The 21,746-nt window shown below is 32.6% G+C and carries 20 protein-coding genes; 10 read left to right on the top strand and 10 right to left on the bottom strand.

The features are described from left to right. Positions 1 to 70 precede the first annotated feature (70 nt). The 4 genes from pfkA to JBL43_RS03650 all read left to right on the top strand — a co-directional run bounded on the left by pfkA (position 71) and on the right by JBL43_RS03650 (position 3,687). Positions 71 to 1,057, top strand: coding sequence for a 6-phosphofructokinase (pfkA, locus tag JBL43_RS03665; protein WP_198840131.1), 987 nt, complete (start codon positions 71 to 73; stop codon positions 1,055 to 1,057). Between the two features lie 12 nt (positions 1,058 to 1,069). Then, the gene (gene gap, locus JBL43_RS03660) at positions 1,070 to 2,071 is read left to right on the top strand and encodes a type I glyceraldehyde-3-phosphate dehydrogenase (protein ID WP_198840130.1); all 1,002 of its coding nucleotides are present in this window, start codon (positions 1,070 to 1,072) and stop codon (positions 2,069 to 2,071) included. 113 nt (positions 2,072 to 2,184) lie between these two features. Then, the gene (locus JBL43_RS03655) at positions 2,185 to 2,799 is read left to right on the top strand and encodes a LysE family translocator (protein ID WP_233098684.1); all 615 of its coding nucleotides are present in this window, start codon (positions 2,185 to 2,187) and stop codon (positions 2,797 to 2,799) included. A gap of 33 nt (positions 2,800 to 2,832) precedes the next feature. Then, the gene (locus JBL43_RS03650; protein WP_198840129.1) at positions 2,833 to 3,687 is read left to right on the top strand and encodes a hydroxymethylglutaryl-CoA lyase; all 855 of its coding nucleotides are present in this window, start codon (positions 2,833 to 2,835) and stop codon (positions 3,685 to 3,687) included. Between the two features lie 2 nt (positions 3,688 to 3,689). Here JBL43_RS03650 and JBL43_RS03645 read toward each other — a convergent pair whose 3' ends face one another. Both JBL43_RS03645 and JBL43_RS03640 read right to left on the bottom strand, forming a co-directional pair. Continuing rightward, a complete protein-coding gene (locus tag JBL43_RS03645; RefSeq protein ID WP_198840128.1) occupies positions 3,690 to 4,265 on the bottom strand; it encodes a YdeI/OmpD-associated family protein in 576 nt (191 codons plus the stop codon). A 28-nt stretch (positions 4,266 to 4,293) separates the two neighbouring features. Continuing rightward, positions 4,294 to 5,268: a YpdA family putative bacillithiol disulfide reductase gene (locus JBL43_RS03640; RefSeq protein ID WP_198840127.1), complete on the bottom strand. Its 975-nt coding sequence runs from the start codon at positions 5,266 to 5,268 to the stop codon at positions 4,294 to 4,296. A 241-nt stretch (positions 5,269 to 5,509) separates the two neighbouring features. Here JBL43_RS03640 and JBL43_RS03635 point away from each other — a divergent pair, with 241 nt between their 5' ends. The 5 genes from JBL43_RS03635 (at position 5,510) to JBL43_RS03615 (ending at position 11,261) form a co-directional block, all read left to right on the top strand. Then, on the top strand, positions 5,510 to 6,094 hold the full coding sequence (locus JBL43_RS03635) for a DinB family protein (protein ID WP_198840126.1): 585 nt from the start codon (positions 5,510 to 5,512) through the stop codon (positions 6,092 to 6,094). Between the two features lie 316 nt (positions 6,095 to 6,410). After that, positions 6,411 to 7,061, top strand: a complete 651-nt coding sequence (locus tag JBL43_RS03630) for a DUF4331 family protein (RefSeq protein WP_198840125.1) — start codon at positions 6,411 to 6,413, stop codon at positions 7,059 to 7,061. A gap of 24 nt (positions 7,062 to 7,085) precedes the next feature. Beyond that, on the top strand, positions 7,086 to 7,661 hold the full coding sequence (locus tag JBL43_RS03625) for a DUF4331 family protein (protein ID WP_438839431.1): 576 nt from the start codon (positions 7,086 to 7,088) through the stop codon (positions 7,659 to 7,661). Positions 7,662 to 7,737: 76 nt separating this feature from the next. After that, positions 7,738 to 9,030 carry a tetratricopeptide repeat protein gene (locus tag JBL43_RS03620; protein WP_198840124.1) on the top strand — a complete coding sequence of 431 codons (1,293 nt, stop codon included), beginning with the start codon at positions 7,738 to 7,740 and terminating at the stop codon, positions 9,028 to 9,030. A 5-nt stretch (positions 9,031 to 9,035) separates the two neighbouring features. Beyond that, complete coding sequence (locus JBL43_RS03615) at positions 9,036 to 11,261, top strand: TonB-dependent receptor (RefSeq protein ID WP_198840123.1); 2,226 nt, start codon at positions 9,036 to 9,038, stop codon at positions 11,259 to 11,261. 146 nt (positions 11,262 to 11,407) lie between these two features. Here JBL43_RS03615 and JBL43_RS03610 read toward each other — a convergent pair whose 3' ends face one another. The 3 genes from JBL43_RS03610 to JBL43_RS03600 all read right to left on the bottom strand — a co-directional run bounded on the left by JBL43_RS03610 (position 11,408) and on the right by JBL43_RS03600 (position 14,444). Next, a complete protein-coding gene (locus JBL43_RS03610; RefSeq protein ID WP_198840122.1) occupies positions 11,408 to 12,895 on the bottom strand; it encodes a pyridoxal phosphate-dependent decarboxylase family protein in 1,488 nt (495 codons plus the stop codon). A gap of 135 nt (positions 12,896 to 13,030) precedes the next feature. Then, positions 13,031 to 13,870 carry a class D beta-lactamase gene (gene blaOXA, locus JBL43_RS03605; protein ID WP_198840121.1) on the bottom strand — a complete coding sequence of 280 codons (840 nt, stop codon included), beginning with the start codon at positions 13,868 to 13,870 and terminating at the stop codon, positions 13,031 to 13,033. Positions 13,871 to 14,039: 169 nt separating this feature from the next. Beyond that, complete coding sequence (locus tag JBL43_RS03600; RefSeq protein ID WP_198840120.1) at positions 14,040 to 14,444, bottom strand: hypothetical protein; 405 nt, start codon at positions 14,442 to 14,444, stop codon at positions 14,040 to 14,042. A gap of 276 nt (positions 14,445 to 14,720) precedes the next feature. On the opposite strand from JBL43_RS03600, the gene JBL43_RS03595 reads away from it, so the two are divergent. Continuing rightward, the gene (locus JBL43_RS03595; protein WP_198840119.1) at positions 14,721 to 15,602 is read left to right on the top strand and encodes an NAD(P)-dependent oxidoreductase; all 882 of its coding nucleotides are present in this window, start codon (positions 14,721 to 14,723) and stop codon (positions 15,600 to 15,602) included. A 728-nt stretch (positions 15,603 to 16,330) separates the two neighbouring features. Here JBL43_RS03595 and JBL43_RS03590 read toward each other — a convergent pair. The 5 genes from JBL43_RS03590 to JBL43_RS03570 form a co-directional block, all read right to left on the bottom strand. Further along, the gene (locus tag JBL43_RS03590; protein ID WP_198840118.1) at positions 16,331 to 17,131 is read right to left on the bottom strand and encodes an anti-sigma factor; all 801 of its coding nucleotides are present in this window, start codon (positions 17,129 to 17,131) and stop codon (positions 16,331 to 16,333) included. A gap of 2 nt (positions 17,132 to 17,133) precedes the next feature. Further along, positions 17,134 to 17,664, bottom strand: coding sequence for an RNA polymerase sigma factor (locus JBL43_RS03585; protein ID WP_198840117.1), 531 nt, complete (start codon positions 17,662 to 17,664; stop codon positions 17,134 to 17,136). 77 nt (positions 17,665 to 17,741) lie between these two features. Further along, positions 17,742 to 18,338 carry a superoxide dismutase family protein gene (locus JBL43_RS03580; RefSeq protein ID WP_198840116.1) on the bottom strand — a complete coding sequence of 199 codons (597 nt, stop codon included), beginning with the start codon at positions 18,336 to 18,338 and terminating at the stop codon, positions 17,742 to 17,744. Positions 18,339 to 18,443: 105 nt separating this feature from the next. Further along, positions 18,444 to 20,105: a M1 family metallopeptidase gene (locus JBL43_RS03575; RefSeq protein WP_198840115.1), complete on the bottom strand. Its 1,662-nt coding sequence runs from the start codon at positions 20,103 to 20,105 to the stop codon at positions 18,444 to 18,446. 35 nt (positions 20,106 to 20,140) lie between these two features. After that, positions 20,141 to 21,595, bottom strand: coding sequence for an aminopeptidase P N-terminal domain-containing protein (locus tag JBL43_RS03570; RefSeq protein WP_198840114.1), 1,455 nt, complete (start codon positions 21,593 to 21,595; stop codon positions 20,141 to 20,143). Between the last annotated feature and the right edge of the window lie 151 nt (positions 21,596 to 21,746).

The raw sequence follows: 21,746 nt of genomic DNA, 5'->3' as shown, positions 1-21,746 counted from the left end.
ATCTTCTAAAAAGTCCTTAAATTACCTTAATTATTCTTAGTTTTACACTGCTTTAAAACAAGAGTAAAAAATGAAGGGAAATATAAAAAAAATAGGTGTAATGACGTCTGGAGGCGATGCTCCAGGAATGAATGCGGCCATTAGAGCTGTAGCGAGAGCCTGTTCTTATTATAATATTGAATGTATTGGTTTCTACAGAGGTTACCAAGGTATGATTGAAGGTGATTTCGTAGAACTCACAGCGAGAAGTGTAAAAAATATTATTAGTAAAGGAGGTACAATATTAAAATCTGCTCGTTCTACAGAGTTCCGTACAAAAGAAGGTAGGTTAAAGGCCTATGAGCAAGTAAAAAAAGCAAAAGTAGATGCTTTAATACTTATAGGTGGTGATGGTACTTTTAATGGAGGTATTGTGTTTGGAAAAGAACATGGTATTCCATTTATTGGTATTCCTGGAACTATCGATAATGATATCGCAGGTACGTCATCAACAATAGGATATGATACGGCATTAAATACAGTAGTAGAGTGTATAGACAAAATTAGAGATACTGCAAGTTCACATAATAGACTGTTTTTTGTTGAGGTTATGGGGCGTGATGCAGGGTTTATTGCTTTAAATGCAGGTGTTGGAGCTGGAGCAGAAGAAATTTTATTACCAGAAGAGGATTTAGGTTTAGATAGATTATTAGAATCGTTGAAGAAAAGTAAACGTAGAGGGAAATCATCTAGTATTGTAGTCGTTTCAGAAGGAGATAAAACGGGTAAAAATGTATTTGAATTAGCCGAATATGTTACTAAAAACTTACCAGAATATGAAGCGAGAGTTTCTGTTTTAGGTCACATGCAACGTGGTGGAAGTCCAACATGTTTCGATAGAGTTTTAGCTAGTAAATTAGGAGTTAAAGCTGTAGAAAGTTTATTGGACGGTCAGTCTAATGCAATGGTTGGATTTTTAAACAATAAAATTGTAACAACAGACATTGAGGAAGCTATAATTAGCTCTCATGATATAAATAGAGAATTATTAAGAATATCTGATATACTATCAGTATAAAAAACAAGAATTATGATTAAAATAGGAATTAACGGATTTGGTAGAATAGGAAGATTAGCATTCAGATCTACAGTAAATAGAAAAGACGTACAAGTAGTAGCAATAAATGATTTATTAGATGTAGATTATTTAGCTTACATGTTAAAATACGATTCAGTTCACGGTAAATTTGATGGAACTGTTGATGTAAAAAACGGTAAATTAATTGTAAACGGAAACGAAATTAGAATTACAGCAGAAAGAAACCCAGCAGATTTAAAATGGGATGAAGTTGGTGCAGAATATGTAATTGAATCTACAGGATTTTTCTTAACTGAAGAAACTGCAGGAAAACACTTAGAAGCTGGTGCTAAAAAAGTAGTATTATCTGCTCCTTCTAAAGATCATACACCAATGTTTGTAATGGGTGTAAACAATACAGAATTAAAAGCTGATCAAAAAATATTTTCTAACGCATCTTGTACAACGAACTGTTTAGCTCCAATAACTAAAGTTTTAAACGATAACTTTGGTATTGTTGAAGGTTTAATGACAACTGTACATGCTGCAACTGCAACTCAAAAAACTGTTGATGGTCCTTCTATGAAAGACTGGAGAGGTGGACGTTCTGCTATTGGCAACGTAATTCCTTCTTCTACGGGAGCTGCAAAAGCTGTAGGTAAAGTAATTCCTGCAATGGATGGTAAATTAACGGGTATGGCTTTTAGAATTCCTACTATGGATGTTTCTGTTGTAGATTTAACTGTGAAGTTAGAAAAGCCAGCTACATATGCACAAATTTGTGCTGCTATGAAAGCTGCTTCAGAAAGCGGACCAATGAAAGGTGTTTTAGGATATACTGAAGATATGGTAGTTTCTCAAGATTTTGTTGGAGATACTCGTACTTCAATTTTTGACGCTAAAGCTGGTATTGCATTAAATGATAACTTTGTAAAAGTTGTTTCTTGGTATGATAACGAAATGGGGTATTCAACTAAAATTGTTGACCTTATTGAATACGCTGCAACTTTATAATTGATACAGCACTATAAGAATATTGAAATCCTGCTTCGGCAGGATTTTTTTTTGCTTAATTTAGCAAGTATCTGAATTAAAAATAACTATTAACCTACAATTTAGTAAGCTTCTTGGACATCATACTTTCATTTATAGCAGCAACAGCATTATTGGCAATTACCCCAGGCCCTGATAATATTTATGTATTAATTACAAGTATTTCTGATGGTGTAAAATATGGGTTAGCAACTGTATTTGGTTTAATCTCGGGCTGCATAATTCATACTACGTTGGTGGCACTAGGAGTATCTGCCATCATAAAAAACAATGAAAATTTATTTTTAGCACTTAAGATATTTGGTGCAAGTTACTTGGTGTTTATGGCCTACAACGTTTACAAAAGTTCATCAAATATTAATTTGACTACAGATGTTAAAGTCGAAAAAAGCATGTACCAATTATTTAAACGAGGGTTCATTATGAATGTACTGAATCCAAAAGTTTCTATTTTCTTTTTGGCTTTTTTTCCTTCATTTTTATTCAGTGAAGAGCTTAGTACCCTATTACAGTTTTTTATTTTAGGCTTTATTTTTATGGCAGTTTCTTTGATTGTTTTTTCATTATTGGCATTGCTTTCTGGACAAATAGCAACGTATATAAAGGAAAATAAAAATATGGGTAGGTTTTTAAAATGGTTACAAATAATTGTTTTTGTTGGAATAGCAATTTTTATTTTTTTTTCTTAAAATAGTTATATCAAATTGTATCTTTGATTTTCAATGAGTCTATTAAAAATCATAGAATGTCCAAGAGACGCCATGCAAGGTATAAAGTTGTTTATACCTACAGAAACAAAGGCGGCATATATCAATCAACTATTAAAGGTTGGCTTTGATACTATTGATTTTGGTAGCTTTGTTTCACCGAAGGCAATTCCACAAATGCGAGATACTGCTGAGGTGCTTTCTAAGCTTGACTTAAATACTACAAAAAGTAAATTATTATCAATTGTTGCCAATATTCGTGGGGCAAATGACGCTTCTCAATTTGAGGAAATAGATTATCTAGGCTATCCTTTTTCTATTTCTGAAAACTTTCAAATGCGTAATACTGGTAAAACCATTGGAGAATCTATTGTTATTTTAGAGGAAATCTTAAATATTGCAGATAAATCGAACAAGGAAGTGGTAGCTTATTTATCCATGGGATTTGGTAATCCTTATGGAGATCCTTGGAATGTTGATATCGTAGCCGATTGGACACAAAAAATGGCCGCTATGGGAGTTAAAATAATTTCTTTGTCAGATACTATTGGAAGTTCAACACCAGATATCATAGCATATCTTTTCACTAATCTGATTCCGATGCATTCTAATGTAGAATTTGGTGCCCATTTGCATACTACACCTAGCACATGGAAAGAAAAAGTACATGCTGCATTTTCTTCTGGTTGTAATCGTTTTGATAGTGCCATTAAAGGATATGGAGGTTGTCCAATGGCAAAAGATGAGTTAACAGGTAATATGCCTACCGAGAAATTAGTTTCTTATTTTAAAGAGCATGAGGTAGTATTAAATCTAAATCAACAAGAGTTTGACAAGTCGTATGCCAATTCAAGCAATGTGTTTTTATAGGGTTACCAAGTATCTCTAGATTTTATATTTTTCTCACAAAATTGAATAATTTGCTCAATTCGATTTATTCTTGTTTGAGGCCGTTTTGCTTGATTTAACCAATACAAATAGCTTTTTCTGTAACTGGGTGCAAAATTGGTGTAATTTTCAAAAGCTAACTTGTTTTTATCAAAGGCATTTTGTAATTCTTCTGGTACAATTAAATTTTCAACATCATCTAATGCTATCCATGAGCCATTTTTCTTGGCTACATCTATTTTTGTTAAGCCACTCTGATGCATTAAGTCATTTTCAATAAGCTCTATAATGTGATTTTTATTGAGTTTACTCCAAACACTTTTAGCATTTCTTGGACAGAAATATTGTCTTCTACGTTCATTATCAATTTTTTTAACAGTAGCGTCTATCCAACCAAAACATAGGGCAACTTTTACGGCCTCTTCCCATCGCATACTCGGCATATCACTTTCCACTTTATAAAAAATAAGATAAACACCATCAGCAATAGTATGGTTTTCTTCCAACCATGCTCTCCATTCAATATCTCGTTTAAAATAAATTTCGGGTAGTTTAGCCATTTTCAATACATGTTGAGTCTTTGCAAAATTAAGACTGTTTAGCTATTATATTTTTTATAATCATTTTTGCATGTATGCGAGAGTTTTCAATAAACCATTTATGGGTTTCTTTACCACCACATATTACTCCAGCTAAATAGATTCCTTTTAAATTACTCTCCATTGTATCTGGATTGTAAGCTGGCTTTTTCAATCCATCGGTTGACAGTTGAATTCCTATATTCTTTAAAAAATCAAAATTAGGTTGGTAACCAGTTAAGGCGACTACAAAGTCATTTTTTAAGGTTATTTCTTTACCTTCTTTCGTTGAAATAACTACATTATCTTTTAAAATTTCTTTAATTTCTGAATAGTAGTATGCTTTAATACTGCCTTCTTCAATTCTATTTACAATATCTGGTTTTACCCAATATTTTACGCGATTGCCAATATTTTCTCCTCGAATTATCATGGTAACGCTGCCTCCTTTTCTATAAATTTCTAGAGCCGCATCTACCGCAGAATTACTAGCTCCGACAACAACAACATCTTGTTCTGAAAAATAATGAGGATCATCATAATAATGAAAAACCTTAGGTAGCTCTTCTCCAGGCACGTTTAAATAATTAGGAATATCATAGAAGCCGGTTGAAATAACGATATGCTTCGCTTGGTAAATATTTTTGTCAGTTGATACGATGTAGCAATCATTTTCAGATTTCACCGTTTCCACTTTTTCAAATAAATTTACATTGAGCTTGTTTGAAGACACAATGCGGCGGTAATATTCCAAGGCCTCTTTTTTATTGGGTTTGGCATTACTGCTAATAAATGGAATGTCATCAATTTCTAATTTTTCAGACGTAGAAAAAAAAGTCATATTAGTAGGGTAGTTGTATAAAGAATTGACCAAAACTCCTTTTTCAACAATTACGTAGGTTAAATTCTTTTTCTTGGCTTCTAATGCACAGGCAATCCCAATAGGTCCTGCACCAATTATTAAAACATCTAAAGTTGTATTCATCGATATTATATTGTATTCAACACACTCGTTTATAGTTGTTTGAAAAGAGAGGTGTGAATCATTTTTTTTAAACTACCCAAAATGGGCTTCCATTTTCAATATTTATATTACTTTTAAAACAACAAAATTAATAATTATATAATGAAACGCGTATGTATAAAACGTTAAGTCATTACAAAATTATTAGTAACGAACAGTCCCAATGCTTTGGGATAATAATTATAAAAAATAAATAAATCGCATGAAACCTTTTGTATATATCGTACTCCTTTTTACAATTTCATCTATTAATGCTCAGAATATGAAATCAGACTTGCCTTATGCTGTAGTTCCTCCCCATCCTGAAAAATATACGGCCACAACTGTCGCAGCAAGAATGATTGACGGATTAGGGTTTAGGTATTATTGGGCAACAGAAGGTTTACGTCCTGAAGATTTGGATTATAAGGTAAGTGATGAGGGGCGGACAAGTGCAGAAACTGTTCATCATATTTATGATTTGTCTAAAATGATTGTAAATGCAACTACCAAAACACCCAATGGTAAAATAGAGAAAGATTCTTTAAGTTTTGATGAACTTAGAAGTGCAACTTTATTAAACTTTCAAAAAGCGAGTACTATTTTATTAGAAGCGGAATCATTAGATGATTTTAATATTATTTTTAAGAATGATTATGGCACTTCAGAGCATCCTTTTTGGATTAGCATTAGTGGTACCATTGAAGATGCAATTTGGCATTCTGGTCAAATTGCTATGTTAAGAAGAGCATCTGGAAACCCTTTTAATTCCAAGGTAAGTGTGTTTAGTGGTAAGGTTAGAAAATAATGGTCTGTTAGTAATAGGTTCAAATTAAACACTCAAACGCTACTTTTACAGGTATATCGTTATCGAATAATATAATGCCAAGATTTTTCTTTAAAATCTTGGCATTTTTTTATGCTCATTCTTCTTTAAATAGAATGACTACAATATTAAATTAAAAAAATAAATTTTATTTAATTTTTAAAACCCACACGTTCAGTTAGTTGTGTTTTTTAATGTATTTATTTTAATTTATTTCATTATTTAGAAAACCGTCCCATTCATTTTTTCGTAGATAAAGCAGAGAACATAAAATAATAATAACGAAATCTCAACTATTATGAAAAAAATGAAAATTAGTATTGGAATTGGAGTACTGGCAGTGGTCGGACTTTTAACTGTAGCAGCTGATCATATTGACGCTCCTGATGTAAAGGGGGGGAGTAGTGATATCACTGACTTTTATGCCTTTCAAGGACAAAATACAGACAATGTTGTATTTGTAGCAAATGTACAAGGACTATTAAGTCCAAGTGCTACAGGTAATGCATCCTTTGATGAAAATGTATTGGTAGAAATAAATATTGACACCAATGCAGATAATGTGGAAGATCTGGTAATACAAGCGATACCTAGAGATGGTAAAATGTACTTTTTCGGACCAATGGCACCTAATGCTCCTGGATTAAACAGTACTATTCTAATCAACGCAACGCAATCATCAGTAGACATTACGCCTTATGGTTCAAGTGCCATTACAGCAACTAACGCAGGGATGACATATTTCGCAGGTCCTCGTGATGATCCTTTCTTTATGGATTTTGCTCAATACGGTGAAATTATTGCAGGTAATGCAACATCTTTTAATAATCCTGGAGCGGATACCTTCTCAGGTACAAATGTAATGTCCATTGTGGTAGAAGTTCCTAAATCGGCAGTTGGTGGATCTGGTTCAATTAATACATGGGTAGAATCTAAAAGGAAACAATAATAGAAATTTTTAAAACTTAAAATCATGAAACGAGAATATATAAAAATGAAAAATAATATAAAATTAATGAGCATCGCATTGCTTTCAAGTATTGTATTTATTAGCTGTGATGATAATGACGATCCAATGGAATCAATAGCACCTGATTTTTCAGGAACGTATGCACAAGCAGACCAAATGGGAAGACCTGCAATAAATACTGTATTTGTAGCTTCGGCTGATAAAGATATGTTTAATACAACAGCACCAAAAGATCAAGGTGCAGCATTTCAAGCAAAATTTGAAGCAGGTTTAAAAGGATTGAGTCCTGCATATGCTAATGAAGGAGATAAGAATGCACTTGGTTTAGATGCAGCTGCTTTTTCAGGCGTTTTAGCAACCGATGTTTTGACCCTGTCATTAGATGGTACCACAACGTTCTATGATGGTACAAATGTATTGACTGGTAGAGCATTGGCTGATGATGTAATTACTGTTGAGTTATTATTAATTTTTGGTGGTGAAGATTTTTCTGAGAATCCAAATTTATCTGATGATCATGTTGATGCAAATGACAAAGCATTTTCACAATCATTTCCTTACTTGGCTTCACCTTGGTAAAATAAAAATGATAAGGGTGTGCCCGCTATGACATGCCCTTATTTTTTCTCACATAAAAACTCAAAACAAAATAACCATGAACTCTAAACATATAATTACAGCCGTTTTATCCTTAACTATTTTAGCGAGTTGTAATAAAATACCACATAAAATAACAGATACAGTAGACTACAACAGCTATCTGCAAAATAAAGAAAATAAGGATTTAGCTTTTGCTAATGAAGAACATAAATTTTGGACTGAAAAATTAGAAAAGACTCCAAACCAATTTCCATACTTAGGGAAAATTTCAGGTGCTAATTCTCAGCTTTTTTCAACCACAGGTGAAATCAATTACCTTATTAATGCAGAACAGAACTTAATCTTAGCTAATGAAAAAACAAACTATAATAATGCAGGCTATTTAAGAGGATTGGCAAGAAATTATATTTCGCAACACAGATTTAAAGAAGCATTAGAACATTTATTAAGGGCGAAAATAAATGGTGAAAAATTAAATAATACTCACCAAATGCTATTTGATGTTTATTTAGAATTAGGAAACTCAAAAAAGGCAAAATACTATTTGAATGAAATAAAAGACCTGAGTGATTTTGGTTATTTAATTCGGTTATCAAAATGGAGCGATCATGAAGGTAATTTAGATGGAGCTATAAAATATATGGAACAGGCAAAAGCATTGGCAGAATCTTCAAAAAATAAAGGTTTGATGCAATGGTCTTATACCAATTTAGGAGATTATTATGGCCATGCCAATCGGATTGAAGACTCTTATATTATGTATTTAAAAACATTGGCCTTAAACCCCAATGATGCCTATGCTAAAAAAGGCATTGCTTGGATTGTATATTCATATGAAAGAAACCCTGAAGAAGCATTGCGAATTTTAGAGGCGATAAATACACAACATAAATCACCAGATTATTACTTGCTAAAAGCAGAAATTGCTGAATTTCAAAATAATAATGTAAAAAAAGAGGAAAACATAAAAGCGTATTTGGCTGCTGTAAAAAACAAACAATATGGAGCTATGTACAATAAATACAATGCTTTATTATTTGCAGATGAATTAAATAAAGCAGATGTTGCTTTGCAAATTGCACGAACTGAAATAGACAACCGACCAACACCACAGTCTTATGATTTATTAGCATGGTCATATTACCATAAAGGAGATGTGAAAAAGGCCTTAGAAATTGTAAAAGAACATATTGCTGATAAAACTTATGAGCCGGAAGCTCAATATCACATGGCTACAATCTATAAGGCCAGCGGAATGGAAAAAGATGCAAACAAATTGAAAAAGGAATTGTTAGAAAGTGCCTATGAACTAGGGCCAGTTTTAGAACAAAATATTAAAAATTTATAGTAGGTATGCGGACAATTATAATACTTTTTATTGTGCTTTTTTCCAAGCTAATGTATGCCCAACAAATAAAAGGGGTGATTACTGACGAAAATCAATATCCTTTAGAGGGTGTATATGTTTATAATGCTAGCAGCACAAAGCATGCACACACATTGGTAACTGGAACATTTACCATAGAAGGAACCCATATTGGGGACATTGTAGAAGTTGGAATGTTAGGCTTTCATAAAAGAACAATTGTAATTACCCAATCACATATCGATAATGGAATTCCGATTCAATTGAAAAGCAAAATTTTTCAATTGGATGAGTTAGTTATTACAAAAGAGCTCAATGCTTTACAGCATATCGCAAAACTTGATTTACAATCAAACCCTGTGAATTCTTCACAAGAAATTTTAAGAAAAGTTCCTGGACTTATAATCGGTCAACATGCCGGTGGTGGTAAAGCAGAACAATTATTTTTAAGAGGTTTTGATATAGACCATGGTACAGATATTAATTTATCTGTTGATGGAATGCCCGTCAATATGGTTTCACATGCTCACGGTCAGGGGTATAGCGATTTTCACTTTGTAATTCCTGAAACAGTAGTAAATGTTGATTTTGGCAAAGGACCATATAATGCTGATCGTGGTGATTTTGCTACGGCGGGCTATGCAGCTTTCAAAACTAAAGATAAGTTAGAAAACAGTTCTTTAAACTTAGAAGTTGGACAATTTAATACACTTAGAACCTTGGGGTTGTTTGATCTATTGAATAAGAATAGTAATCAGAATGCATACGTTGCTTTTGAATATATAGCAACAGACGGACCATTTGAATCACCTCAAAATTTTAATAGGATTAATGTGGTAACAAAATATACTACTTTTTTAAAAGGGAACAATAAATTAGCAATTACTGCTTCTCATTTTAATAGTAGGTGGGATGCTTCTGGCCAAATTCCAAAACGTGAAATAGCCAATGGAAATATTTCTAGATTTGGTGCAATTGACGACACGGAAGGTGGAACGACCTCAAGATCAAATTTAAATTTAGAATACAAAGGTTTTATAGATGGTAATACCTCTTTTAAATCGAACGTATTTTATAGTAGATATGGGTTTGAACTTTATTCTAATTTTACATTCTTTTTAGATGACCCTATCAATGGCGATCAAATAAAGCAAAAAGAGGATAGAGATATTTTTGGTTTTAACGCGTCAGTAAAAAATAATTTTCGATGGAATACTGTTGAAACCACTGTAACATCTGGTATCGGGTTAAGACATGATATTGTTGATGATGTGGAACTGTCTCACACATTAAACCGAAAAACGACCTTAGAAAATATCCAATTGGGTGATATCAATCAATCTAATGTTTTTGCTTTTGTGAATGCCGATTTTGAATTGGGAAATTTCACGATAGCACCCGCTTTACGTTTAGATTACTTTACGTTTTTATATGAAGATCAATTGTTGGCCGAATATACAACGCAAGCGGAGCAGAAAGCTATTGTGAGTCCCAAATTAAATTTTTTATTCAATCCCAACCAAAATATGCAATGGTTTTTAAAGACGGGTATTGGTTTTCATTCGAATGACACCCGTGTTGTAGTAAATAAAGAAGGTGAGAAGATTTTGCCAAGAGCTTATGGTGCCGATTTAGGTTTTATTTATAAGCCATTACCCAAGTTAGTTGTGAATTCAGCTTTATGGTATCTATTTTCAGAACAAGAGTTTGTGTATGTAGGTGATGCGGGAATAGTCGAGCCTAGTGGAAAATCGCAGCGATTTGGTGTCGATTTAGGATTGCGTTATCAGCTGAACAAGTGGATCTATGCTGATGTTGATGCAACATATACCCATGCACGTTCCATTGATGAAATAAAAGGTGAAGATTATATACCATTAGCACCCGATTTTACCCTGGCAGGTGGATTTTCTCTAAATGATTATAAAGGATTTTCTGGTGGACTGAGATATCGATTTATAGATGATAGACCAGCGAATGAAGATAACTCCATTAATGCCGAAGGTTATTTTGTAACGGATTTGAACCTCAATTATAAAATTAAAAATATTACCATAGGTGTTGCTGTTGAAAACCTATTGAACACTCAATGGAATGAAACTCAATTTGCTACAGAATCGAGATTGTTTAATGAACTGGTTTCTGTGGAGGAAATTCATTTTACACCAGGTACACCATTTAACATAAAAACAAGTATTACTTATAATTTTTAACACTATTAAAATAAATGGAAAAGGGAAGTGAATTGCTATGTTGAAGTTTTGAGTTTTATGTTTGTAGTGAGAAAATGCTTATCTTTTGATAAGCATTTTCGTTTTTCAAAATTAAATTATGCTTCAAAAAAACAAGTTCTATTTTGTTAAGCTTGTAAGGATAGATGTATTTTATTTCCTTCTTTAATTATTATTTCTATACTTTCTTCTATATCCTTTTTTGTAGTTCTAAAGTTTACGATACAGGTACGTAAGCAGTATTTGTTTTCTACAATTGCGTTTGATAAAAACAATTCACCTCCGTTTTGCACACTGTTCACTAATTCTTCATTTAAAGTGTTTAAATAGGCCTCTCTTTTTTCACCTTGTTCTTGATAGTTTTTAGGTACATACCTAAACGTTGCAATACTTAAATTTTGAGTTACGGGTTCTAATTCCGATTGCTTATGTGCCAATTCATAGAAGTATTTAGATAATGCTATATCTTCTTTGATCAATTTGACATAACCATTACTTCCAATTTGTTGTAAAGCCAACCATACTTTTAAAGCTCTAAAGCCACGAGAATTTTGAAGACCGTATTCGAAGTAATTCAAAGAGCCACCTTCTTCCGTTAAGCTAAAATTATAATATTCAGGATGCGAACTGTAGGTGTCAATAAGATGCTGTGGGTTTTTTACCAGCGTACAACCTGCCTCTAAAGCACTATAAAGCCATTTATGGGGGTCTAAAGCGATAGAATCAGCCTCTTTAATTCCTGCAAATAAATCTTTTAATTCAGGAATAACAGCTGCTGGAATACCATAGGCACCATCGATGTGAAACCATAAATTGTACATTTTACATGTTGAAGCGATGGCTTCAAGGTTATCAACAACACCAGTACTTACATCTCCAGCGGTACCAACAACCATAAAGGGTTGATTTCCTTGTTTTATATCTTCTTTTATAGTTTGCTCTAGCAGTTCTATATTCATTTTGTTAGCGGCATCCGTAGGAATCCATCGGATAGAATTAGAGCCATGTCCAAACAAAACAGCGGCTTTGTCTATCCAAGTATGTGTAGCTTTTGAACAATAGGAAATTAACATTTTTGAAGAATTAGAAAGACCATCTTCTTTTATGTTTTTAGGTGCTTTGGCAGTTCTTGCGGCTAAAAAGGCAGTAAAATTCGCCATGTTTCCACCACTGACCAATATACCTCCATAATTGGGAGAGACACCTATAAACTCAGCCAACCATTTTATGGTTTGTTTTTCTATTTCTGTAGCCATCGGACTCAGTATTTGTCCGCCTACGTTTGCATTCACTGTTGAGGCTAACAAATCGGCCAAGGCTCCAATAGGTGCTGCCGATGAGGTTATAAATCCAAAGAATTTTGGGTGACCATTAAATAATGAATTTTCAAAGAGTAATTTAGAAGCTTTAGAAAGTAATTCTTCTGCTGGTAATCCATTTGCAGGTAATGCTAAGTTCCCTAATGTCTTTTGTAATTCCTTTGGCGACTTACTTGTAGTGATAGGTTTTTCAGAAATCTCATCAAAAAAGTCAGAAATGGTATCTATGAGTTCATATCCAATTTTACGAAATTCTGTCTTACTGATTTCGATTGAATTATCTCGTTTATAAGTCATTACTATTGTTTTAAAGCTTAGTTGGTTAGTTGTCTATTGAGCTACCAATTTAGGAAATAAAAATGGACTATAAAATTGGAAATAATTTCAGAGTAGTCAAAAACTAGCAATGAGTTAAAGATTGCATGAGCATATTTATTTAATTATTTTTATTTGTTCAAATGCTTTATTAGTCACATATTTTCTAATCAGAGGAAACCTATCCATATCAAATTGCTCTTTGGGTTCAATATTTGTGGCAAAAAAATAGATTTTATTATGGCATTCTAGGTATCCAACGAACCAACCATTATTTTTTTCATCACTGATGGACCAACCTGTTTTTCCACTAAGTTTGTACGTATCATTTTCTTCATTTATAAGCATTCTTTTCATTATTTTTTCCGTGCGTTCAGAAATTGGTAATTCTGATGTATAAAACCGCTTTAAAAAGTCTATTTGCTGAAATTGATTAATTCGAGATGCTCCTTCAAGCCAGAATAGGTCAATATTGGTAGTGTCCACTTTCATATTTCTATAGGCCAGTTTATCTAGATATTCTGTCATTTTTTTTACTCCAATTTTTCTTGCTATTTCTTGATAGCAAGGAACACATGATAAACGAAAAGCATCAATAAACATCAAATCCTGCTCCCAAGCTTTAAGTCTTCTATTTTCTCCATTCCATTTGAAAAGTGTACTATCGTTTTCAACTATCCCTGTTTCAAGTGCTATAATTGAATTGGTTATTTTGAAGGTAGAAGCTGGTAAGTTTCCTTTTTTAGCCCGTTGGTAATCGTTTGAATAGTACTTATTTTCTTCAAGGTCATAAATTAAAATGGCTCCTGTAACATTGGACGAATCAATAATGGTTTGAAATTCTTCAACTACAATTTCTTGTACTGTCACTTTAAACTCCTTTTTATCTGGGACGGTTTTCTTTTCAGTACAGGAAAAAAATAGAATTAATAAGGGGGCTAAATAAAATATTTTCATCTTGTTTTATAAATGCCAACGTTATGTATGTGAACTTTCATGTGTTAAAGTAAGAATCATTGAAAGTACGAAATACGAATTAATAATATTTTCAACTTAGCATGATAGTGTAAATTCAAAGAGGCGAATGGTTGTTATTTCACTTCAGTTCTTTGATGAGACTGGTTTATCATTTACTATACTTTTTTAATACTTTATTAAATTCCGATTTATGTTCTAATTGCAATAAAACAATTGGATTGTTTAAATCTACAAGAATTCCTTGTTCACGATAAATAATAAAATCACTAGTCCTATGTGAAAAATGAACTCGAAGGATTAAGCATTTTTTTTCCAACAGTACATCAAATTCCGGTTCTTTTAATCCTATAAGAGTACTTGCAAAATCACCCTCTTCAGATGATATTAAAAAATCAGCAGTCAGATTTTTTGATTCAATATTATCGCAGTATTCATTTTCAGAAAAAGAGAATAATTCAGTTTTATGAATATCTTTCCAATTATAATTTTTTTGAGAAAAACAGAAATTCGTCAAGAATAAAAGAAAAATTAAGTTTAAAATTTTGTTTTTCATCTTATGTGTTACGATCTCACGCATAAAAGCGGTTCGGATTAAATAAGTCACAAACTTTATTTAAAAAATAAAGTTAATAAATTAGCTTGAATTTTCTCGAAGGACAAGCCCTAATATTAATTTTATATTGTTATGTTTTTTATTTTTAAGGAATGATTTTTCGAGTATTGATTTACTTAATCGTATCAAAGTTCGTCAGAGTTCTATTAAAAATTTTCTTAAATGCTAACATAAGCATATCTTTGTGCAAATAAATATAATATAAATAAATTAAATATGAAAAAACCCACTATCGGATTTATAGGACTTGGGCTTATGGGAGGTAACATGGTTGAAAATCTACAAAAGAGAGGTTTCGAGCTAATAGTAATGGATCTTAATAAAGACGAGGTTGCAACTGTTATCGCTCGCGGTAGTGCAACAGAAGCTGCCTCACCAAAAGAATTGGCAGAAAAGAGTGATATCATAATGCTTTGTCTAACGACTTCTGCTGTTGTTGAAAAGATCGTTTATGGAGAAGAAGGTATTCTAGCAGGGATAAAAGAAGGTGCTGTTTTGATCGATTTCGGAACATCAATACCTGCGTCTACAAAAAAGATAGGTAAAGACCTTGCAACAAAGGGAGCTGGTATGATTGACGCTCCACTTGGACGTACCCCAGCTCATGCAAAAGATGGATTACTTAATATTATGGCAGCCGGTGATAAAGAGATCTTTGAAAAGGTGAAACCAATATTGGAAGAACAGGGTGAGAACATATTCTATTTGGGAGCTCTAGGTGCTGGTCATACAACCAAGCTTATTAATAATTTTATGGGTATGACTACTGTAGTCGCAATGTCACAGGCTTTTGCTGCTGCGAAACTAGCTGGAGTAGATGGGCAACAATTGTTTGATATCATGTCATCTGGACCATCGAATTCACCATTTATGAAGTTCTGTAAAAATTACGCTGTAGACCACGTTAGTGATTTAGGATTCTCTATTGCCAATGCGAATAAAGATTTGGGATATTTTGTTCAAATGATGAAAGATCTTGATACCGTTTCTTTAATTGCAGAAGCTACATCTACTAATCTTCAGTCCGCTTTAGATGCTGATATGGGGAGTAAAAATGTACCAGAAATTTTCGATTATTTTATGAAATTGGACAAATAATTTTTTTTGTTTAAATCTCGGAAATATTCTCTGTAAAATTGAGATAGATATAGTTACAAAGCCTAAGCTAAGAATAGTGCGAAGAGCAAAAAAATGTTTCATTTTTGACTTCGCACTACGCTTGAGTTTTTGATTGCCTATTTTTTTTTGATTATTAAAATATGTTAATCAAATTGATTTGGGAACCTTATGAAATTGCACAAAACTTAGTTACTTTCAAAGCATTCTATTCAGTATTGGTATGGCCAAAACATTTTTTTATTCCGTTTTTTAATGTCAGCCAGTGATTTCTTTAAATTGTCATTAATCTAATTATTAAAGCAATAAATAATATCAAAATTCCAATTTTGATCTTTTAGTAAAGAATATTGTTTGTAGTAAAAATTATAATTCCAGCTAAAGGAAGCATCGCTTTAAATAAAAGAAGTTTTTTATTTAAAAATCTATTCCCATTAACAATTATTTTTTCGATTGCTAGTATGGCTTTCAATTTCACTTTATTACTTCCATACCAATGAATTTCACTATTTAAAGGTCTATTAATAAGTCCATTTGGACTTTCAATAATCTTTTACTCTTCGTTCAAACTCAATCAGAAATTTTTCTCCAACTATTATTTATTACGAACAGTTTTAATTAAAACTTGCTTTTGGTCTATGAAGTGTGATTTTTCTTTTGGACGTATTAATACGAGATTAATAAGTAAGCTAAAAGTGCTTTATGGGGCACTAAACAGCACCTAACGTATACAGTTGCTCTAAAGTAGGTGTCTCACTACCACCTTCAGGTTCTAAGGTAATACCAAAAGCTTCTGATTCATTTTCTTTGCCGTTAGCCAAGGCAAACACCTTATTTTCGTCTTCATTAAATTGGTCTAAGATACCTATGCTTGTAGGTGTAAGTGGATTTAATTTTAAAGACCAAACTTGATATACTTTACCTGCTGGAGGTTTAGGTAATCCTTGAACATCAACAAAAACTTGATTATCGTTTTTATTCCAATATACTTTTGCATAAGAATATGGTGATACTGTTTGCCCACCTAAAGGAATTGCTAAAATGTCTTTATCTCTAAGCGTTTTGTTTAATTTTTTGGTCTCAGCGAGACTTGTATTCGATTTATATATTTGCTCTTCTAATTGTTGTTTTTCTAGTTCAACCGATTTTAATTGGGTATTTAAATTGTTATTCTGAACCATTGTCCAAATTAAACCACCTGTTAATAGTACGGCAGCTGCCCAACCAGTATATGTTAACCAGTTATTCGATTTTTTTTGTAATGGTATAACCTTAGCTTTTGTGGAACTTAAATTCCCAAATTCTTCTTTAATAGTGCTAAATGTAGAGTTAGTAACGGGTGCAGTTGCTGCTGTTAACTTTAAAATGGCAGCTTCAATCTCAGAAACTTCATCGGCAATTTCAGGATGTTTTTGAACCATATCGGCAACTTCCTGATTTTCTTGTTCAGAAAGTACACCAGCCACGTAAAGCTCTAAAATTCCTGATGCTATGTATTCTTTTACTTCCATTACTAATTTAAAACGATGTTTCTCAATTCATTAATACAATTTCTATTTCTAGTTTTAACTGTGCCAATTGGCATTTTTAGCGTTTCTGACACTTCTTTCTGCGTATATCCTTTAAAATAGAGAAGGTGAATTACCTCTTTACATTTTTCTGCCAGCTTATCGACAAACTTTTTTATACCAATACTATTTGTAGTAGCATCAAGATTGTCATAGGTCTCTATAACATCTACGAAATTATCGACATGTTGGTTTTTTTTATTGTTTTTAAAGTTTTTAGATCGGATTTTGTCAATAGCAGCATTTCTAGAAATATTCAACATCCAAGTAAAAAATCTGCCTTTACTTGAATTGTAAGAATCTGCACTATTCCATGCTTTTATAAAAACGTCTTGTAGTATTTCTTCAGCGATGGTGTCGTTTTTTACAATGGTGAAAATAACGCCCAATAAACTCTTTTTATACGTATTATAGAGGTACTCAAAAGCCTTTACGTCTTTTTTTTGAAATAGAATTATAGATTCCTCTAAGGTCATTTAGATGTTTTAAAGTTGAAAAATACTAAAAAAACCGTTTAAAAACGGTTTTTTTAGATTTATAAATTGAGATACAATTATTTAATTTCTCCACAGGCTACTCTTCCGCCAGCCGCACCAGTAGGTTGTGTTGTAAAGTCGTCAGCTTTTGCATGCACTATAATACCTCTACCGATAATATTTTTGTTTTCATCAGAACCTCCAATCGCCCATTGATCAGTTTTAAAGGTGAGCGTAGCATTTCCATCTTCATCTGCAGTTAAGTTACCTATGTCACCGCGGTGATATCCGTTTTCATCGCCCCACTTACCATGGTCTTTACCTTCAGGATTCCAATGACCACCTGTTGAAGTGGCATCATCTGAATTACAATCTGCTTTTTCATGGAGATGAATGGCATGTTCACCAGGAGTTAATCCTTGCAAACTAGCTGTCATTGTTACCTTGTCGTTCTCTTGAATAAATACAATTTCTCCTGTAACTTTGCTATTACTCTTAGAAATCATTTCAACCTTAATAGTTTTATCTTTTTCTATAATATTTTCTGGCATTGTTTTAGTCAATTCTGTTATAGTATCGCTAGCTTCATTCGTTTTGCCTGTTTTTTTATCAGATTTACAAGAAGTTGATATTATAATTACTGAGAGCATCAGTAGTGCAGTTTTGGTCTTCATATTTTTTTTATTTTAATTATAATCCAAACATAGCCATTCGTAATATCAAGCGTTGACTTGAATGCAAAAATGATTAACCCAATTTAGCAAATAAATAATTGGTTACTATAATTTTTTAAAAGTAGCATCCATCAACACCCATAAATTGGGGTCTAAATCAATTTTCTTTGGTTCAGTATCGGTATCAATATAAAAGGTGTTTGTTTTCTCATTTACTTGTAAGGTTTTAAAAATAGGTTTTTCATTTCCGTGATAATGAACTGCTATTTCTATTGGCATTTTATAAAAACTACCATCTTTTTGAACTTGATTAAGACGAATTTTCACCTTTTTATTCTTTTTCTGATAACTCCAATCGCCATCATATTTTAAGGTTCCAGGTTTATATAACCACTGATCAAAAAATACTGTTAAGTCTTGTCCTGATGCAATCTCCATTTCTGTTTTAAAATCTGAAACAGTAGCATTAAGGTCTTTATACTTTTTGTAATATGCTCTTATTCCTTTCCAAAATATTTCTGTTCCAATATTACCACGTAACATATGTAAAATCCAGCTTCCTTTTTGATAGGTCTGAGAGCTCGTAACATCTTTCATGTCCTTTAAATTATGATGAATAATTGTATATGTTGGATTTTTTTTATAAAAGTCATCTACTCTTTTCTGACTATTAATTAGACCATTTATAAAGGCGTCTCTGCCATATTCATGTTCTATAAAAAGTAACGTGAAATAGGTGGCAAAACCTTCGCTAAGCCATACTTCATCCCAGTCATATTCAGTAACCGCATTACCAAACCATTGATGTGCAATTTCGTGAATTACCACATTTCGCCATCGTTCATTTCTATCTCCTTTAACAGACGTTTCGCTATATAAAATTGCAGATGCTGCTTCCATACCGCCGCTTACGCTGTTTGATTGAATATTAGCCAATCTTTCATAAGAAAAAGGACCAATATAGGAGCTGTAAAATTCTAAGACTTTTTTTGTGGGTTCGGCAAAATCATAAAATCCGGCATCACGATCTTGAGGGTACACCCAAGTTTCAATTGATTTTCCTTCGAATTTATCGACATATTGGACCGCAAACTTGGCTACTCCAAGAACATATAACCAAGAAGCAATAGGCACTGATTGTTTCCAATGTGTAAGTCGCATACCGTTTTCTAAATCGGTTTCTTCTATTTTTAAACCGTTAGAAACTACTTGATAATGATTAGGAGCTGTGACTATAAATTCACATTTTGATTTGTCGTACGGATGATCCACCATAGCTAGCCAGTTACGACCTTTATTTGGCCAGTTATCACTAAAAAATGTTCGGTCTCCATACTTATTATCCGCTATTTTAAGCCCTGTGGCAGGAATACCTTTATAAGAAACGGTATACTGACTGGTTTGATTTTTGTATGATTTTTCTGGAAGCTCAATTAAAATTTCATCATTTTCATGGGTAAATTTAATTTCTTTTCCATTTGAAATAATGCTACTTACAGTCATACCTTTATGATCTAATTTGGTTGAGGTATTTATTAAATCGAGTCTAAGATATGCTACACCATCAGCAAGATAGTTTACGTCAATCGTAACAACACAAATTATTTCGTCAGTAGTATCAGAGAGTTTAATGTTAAATGCATAATTAGTAATATCAATTTTTGGATTTTTAGGATAGTTGTCGGTAAAAGCATAGAGTGATGAGTTTATAATTGATATAGCAAATACACAAAGTACACCTACAATTCTTAGTATAGATTTTTTCATATTTAAAGGTCTTCAAATGTTTGTTGAGGTTAAGTCTATTCTTTTAATGGTAATACAGTTGCAGGTCTAAAATCAGTCAGCCCTTTTCCTTTAATAGTTTTTTCAACATCGCTTATGCTTGAAGGAACAAAAGCACTCATGTTTTCAACACCAGTTTCGGTAACTACGGCAACATCTTCAATTCGTATATACAGTTGTTCGTCTCGTAACCAAATCATAGGGTCTATAGTAAAAACCATACCTGGTTTAAGTTCAACACCTCTTACTCTGCTCACATCATGAACGGCCATACCAACAGGATGTTGAAAATGACCACGAAATACTAACCCGTCTTGCACTGCTTTTAAATGAGAAGGCTTTACGAATTTTTTGCCTACAATATATTTCTTCATATCTGCAGCGGCATTGTTAAGAACTTCATTAGAAGTTACTCCTGGTTTTATGTATTTAAAAAGAGCGTCACGATAAGCTACAATAAATTCGTATAAAGCTGTTTGAGCTTTGTTAAATTTACCATTTACAGGCCAAATTCTGGTCACATCACTAGTGTAATACCGATAGTCAGGGGCATAATCCATAAGTACTAAATCACCATCATTAAGTACATCTTTCTTGTGAAAGTAGTGACCAAAATAAGCATTGGTTCCACCGCCAATAATTGACGCGTAACCATCACCTCTGGCTCCATTTAAGTAATAAATATATTTTGCGGCGGCATCTAGTTGGTATTCGTAAATACCCGGTTTTGTCGATTTCATGGCTTCAATAATACCAAGTCCAGCTATTTGGGTTGCTTTTCTAATAAGGTCAATCTCTTTAGGACTTTTAATAAGTCGCATAGCATCTAAAATAGGAGAAAGGTCGCGTATTTCAACTTGTGGAAAACGTTCTTTTATTTTTTGCGTAAATTTAGCTTCTCGAGATGGTTGAGCATCCCACGGATCAGAAGCGGTTCTAGCTTGGGCATATAAAATCTCATCACGACTATCATTACCTATTTCAGCAGGGCTTAAAGGCGTATATAATAACAATCCAGGTGGTTTAATTAATCCGGTACTGACAATATCACTTGATAAAAACTCGAGACCACGAACCTCATCAACACCAGTTAATTTTTTGACCAATTCTGCATCTTCAGCAGACAGTACTTTTCCTTCCCCTTTTTCTCTACCTTCATCTCTATGGGGTAAATAAAGGGTTGATGTTTTATGCTTCCCATTAAGCAATAAATAGGCATGAGCAGTTTCTAATCCACATAAATAATAAAACGTATTAGATTGTCTGTAAACACTAAATCCAGGAACACCCGCAGAGCCTTGTATTAACGCAAAAGCATTGTTTCCAATTGTGGTAAATATTTGAGTTCTTCTTTTATTAAAATCTTCGGGAGAAAAGTCAGTTTGATAATGATGTTTTTCTTGTGCCGCTAAAAAGGTTGTTAATATTAGTAATAATAAAGTGGTTAAAACTGTCGATTTAGAATTTATCATAAATAAAACATTTGATTTAGTTAAAAGTAATAATTATTTGATTTACTGCAATCTACAAAATTTAACATTTATAAATTAACAAAAATTGAATTAGACAGTTGATATTGAAGCTTTATATGCTTTATTAACCTAAGTTATTTTAGTATATTTA

It is taken from the genome of Aureibaculum flavum, assembly GCF_016406085.1.
Taxonomy (GTDB): Bacteria; Bacteroidota; Bacteroidia; order Flavobacteriales; family Flavobacteriaceae; genus Aureibaculum; species Aureibaculum flavum.
This window is presented reverse-complemented; position numbering and strand designations above follow the sequence as displayed.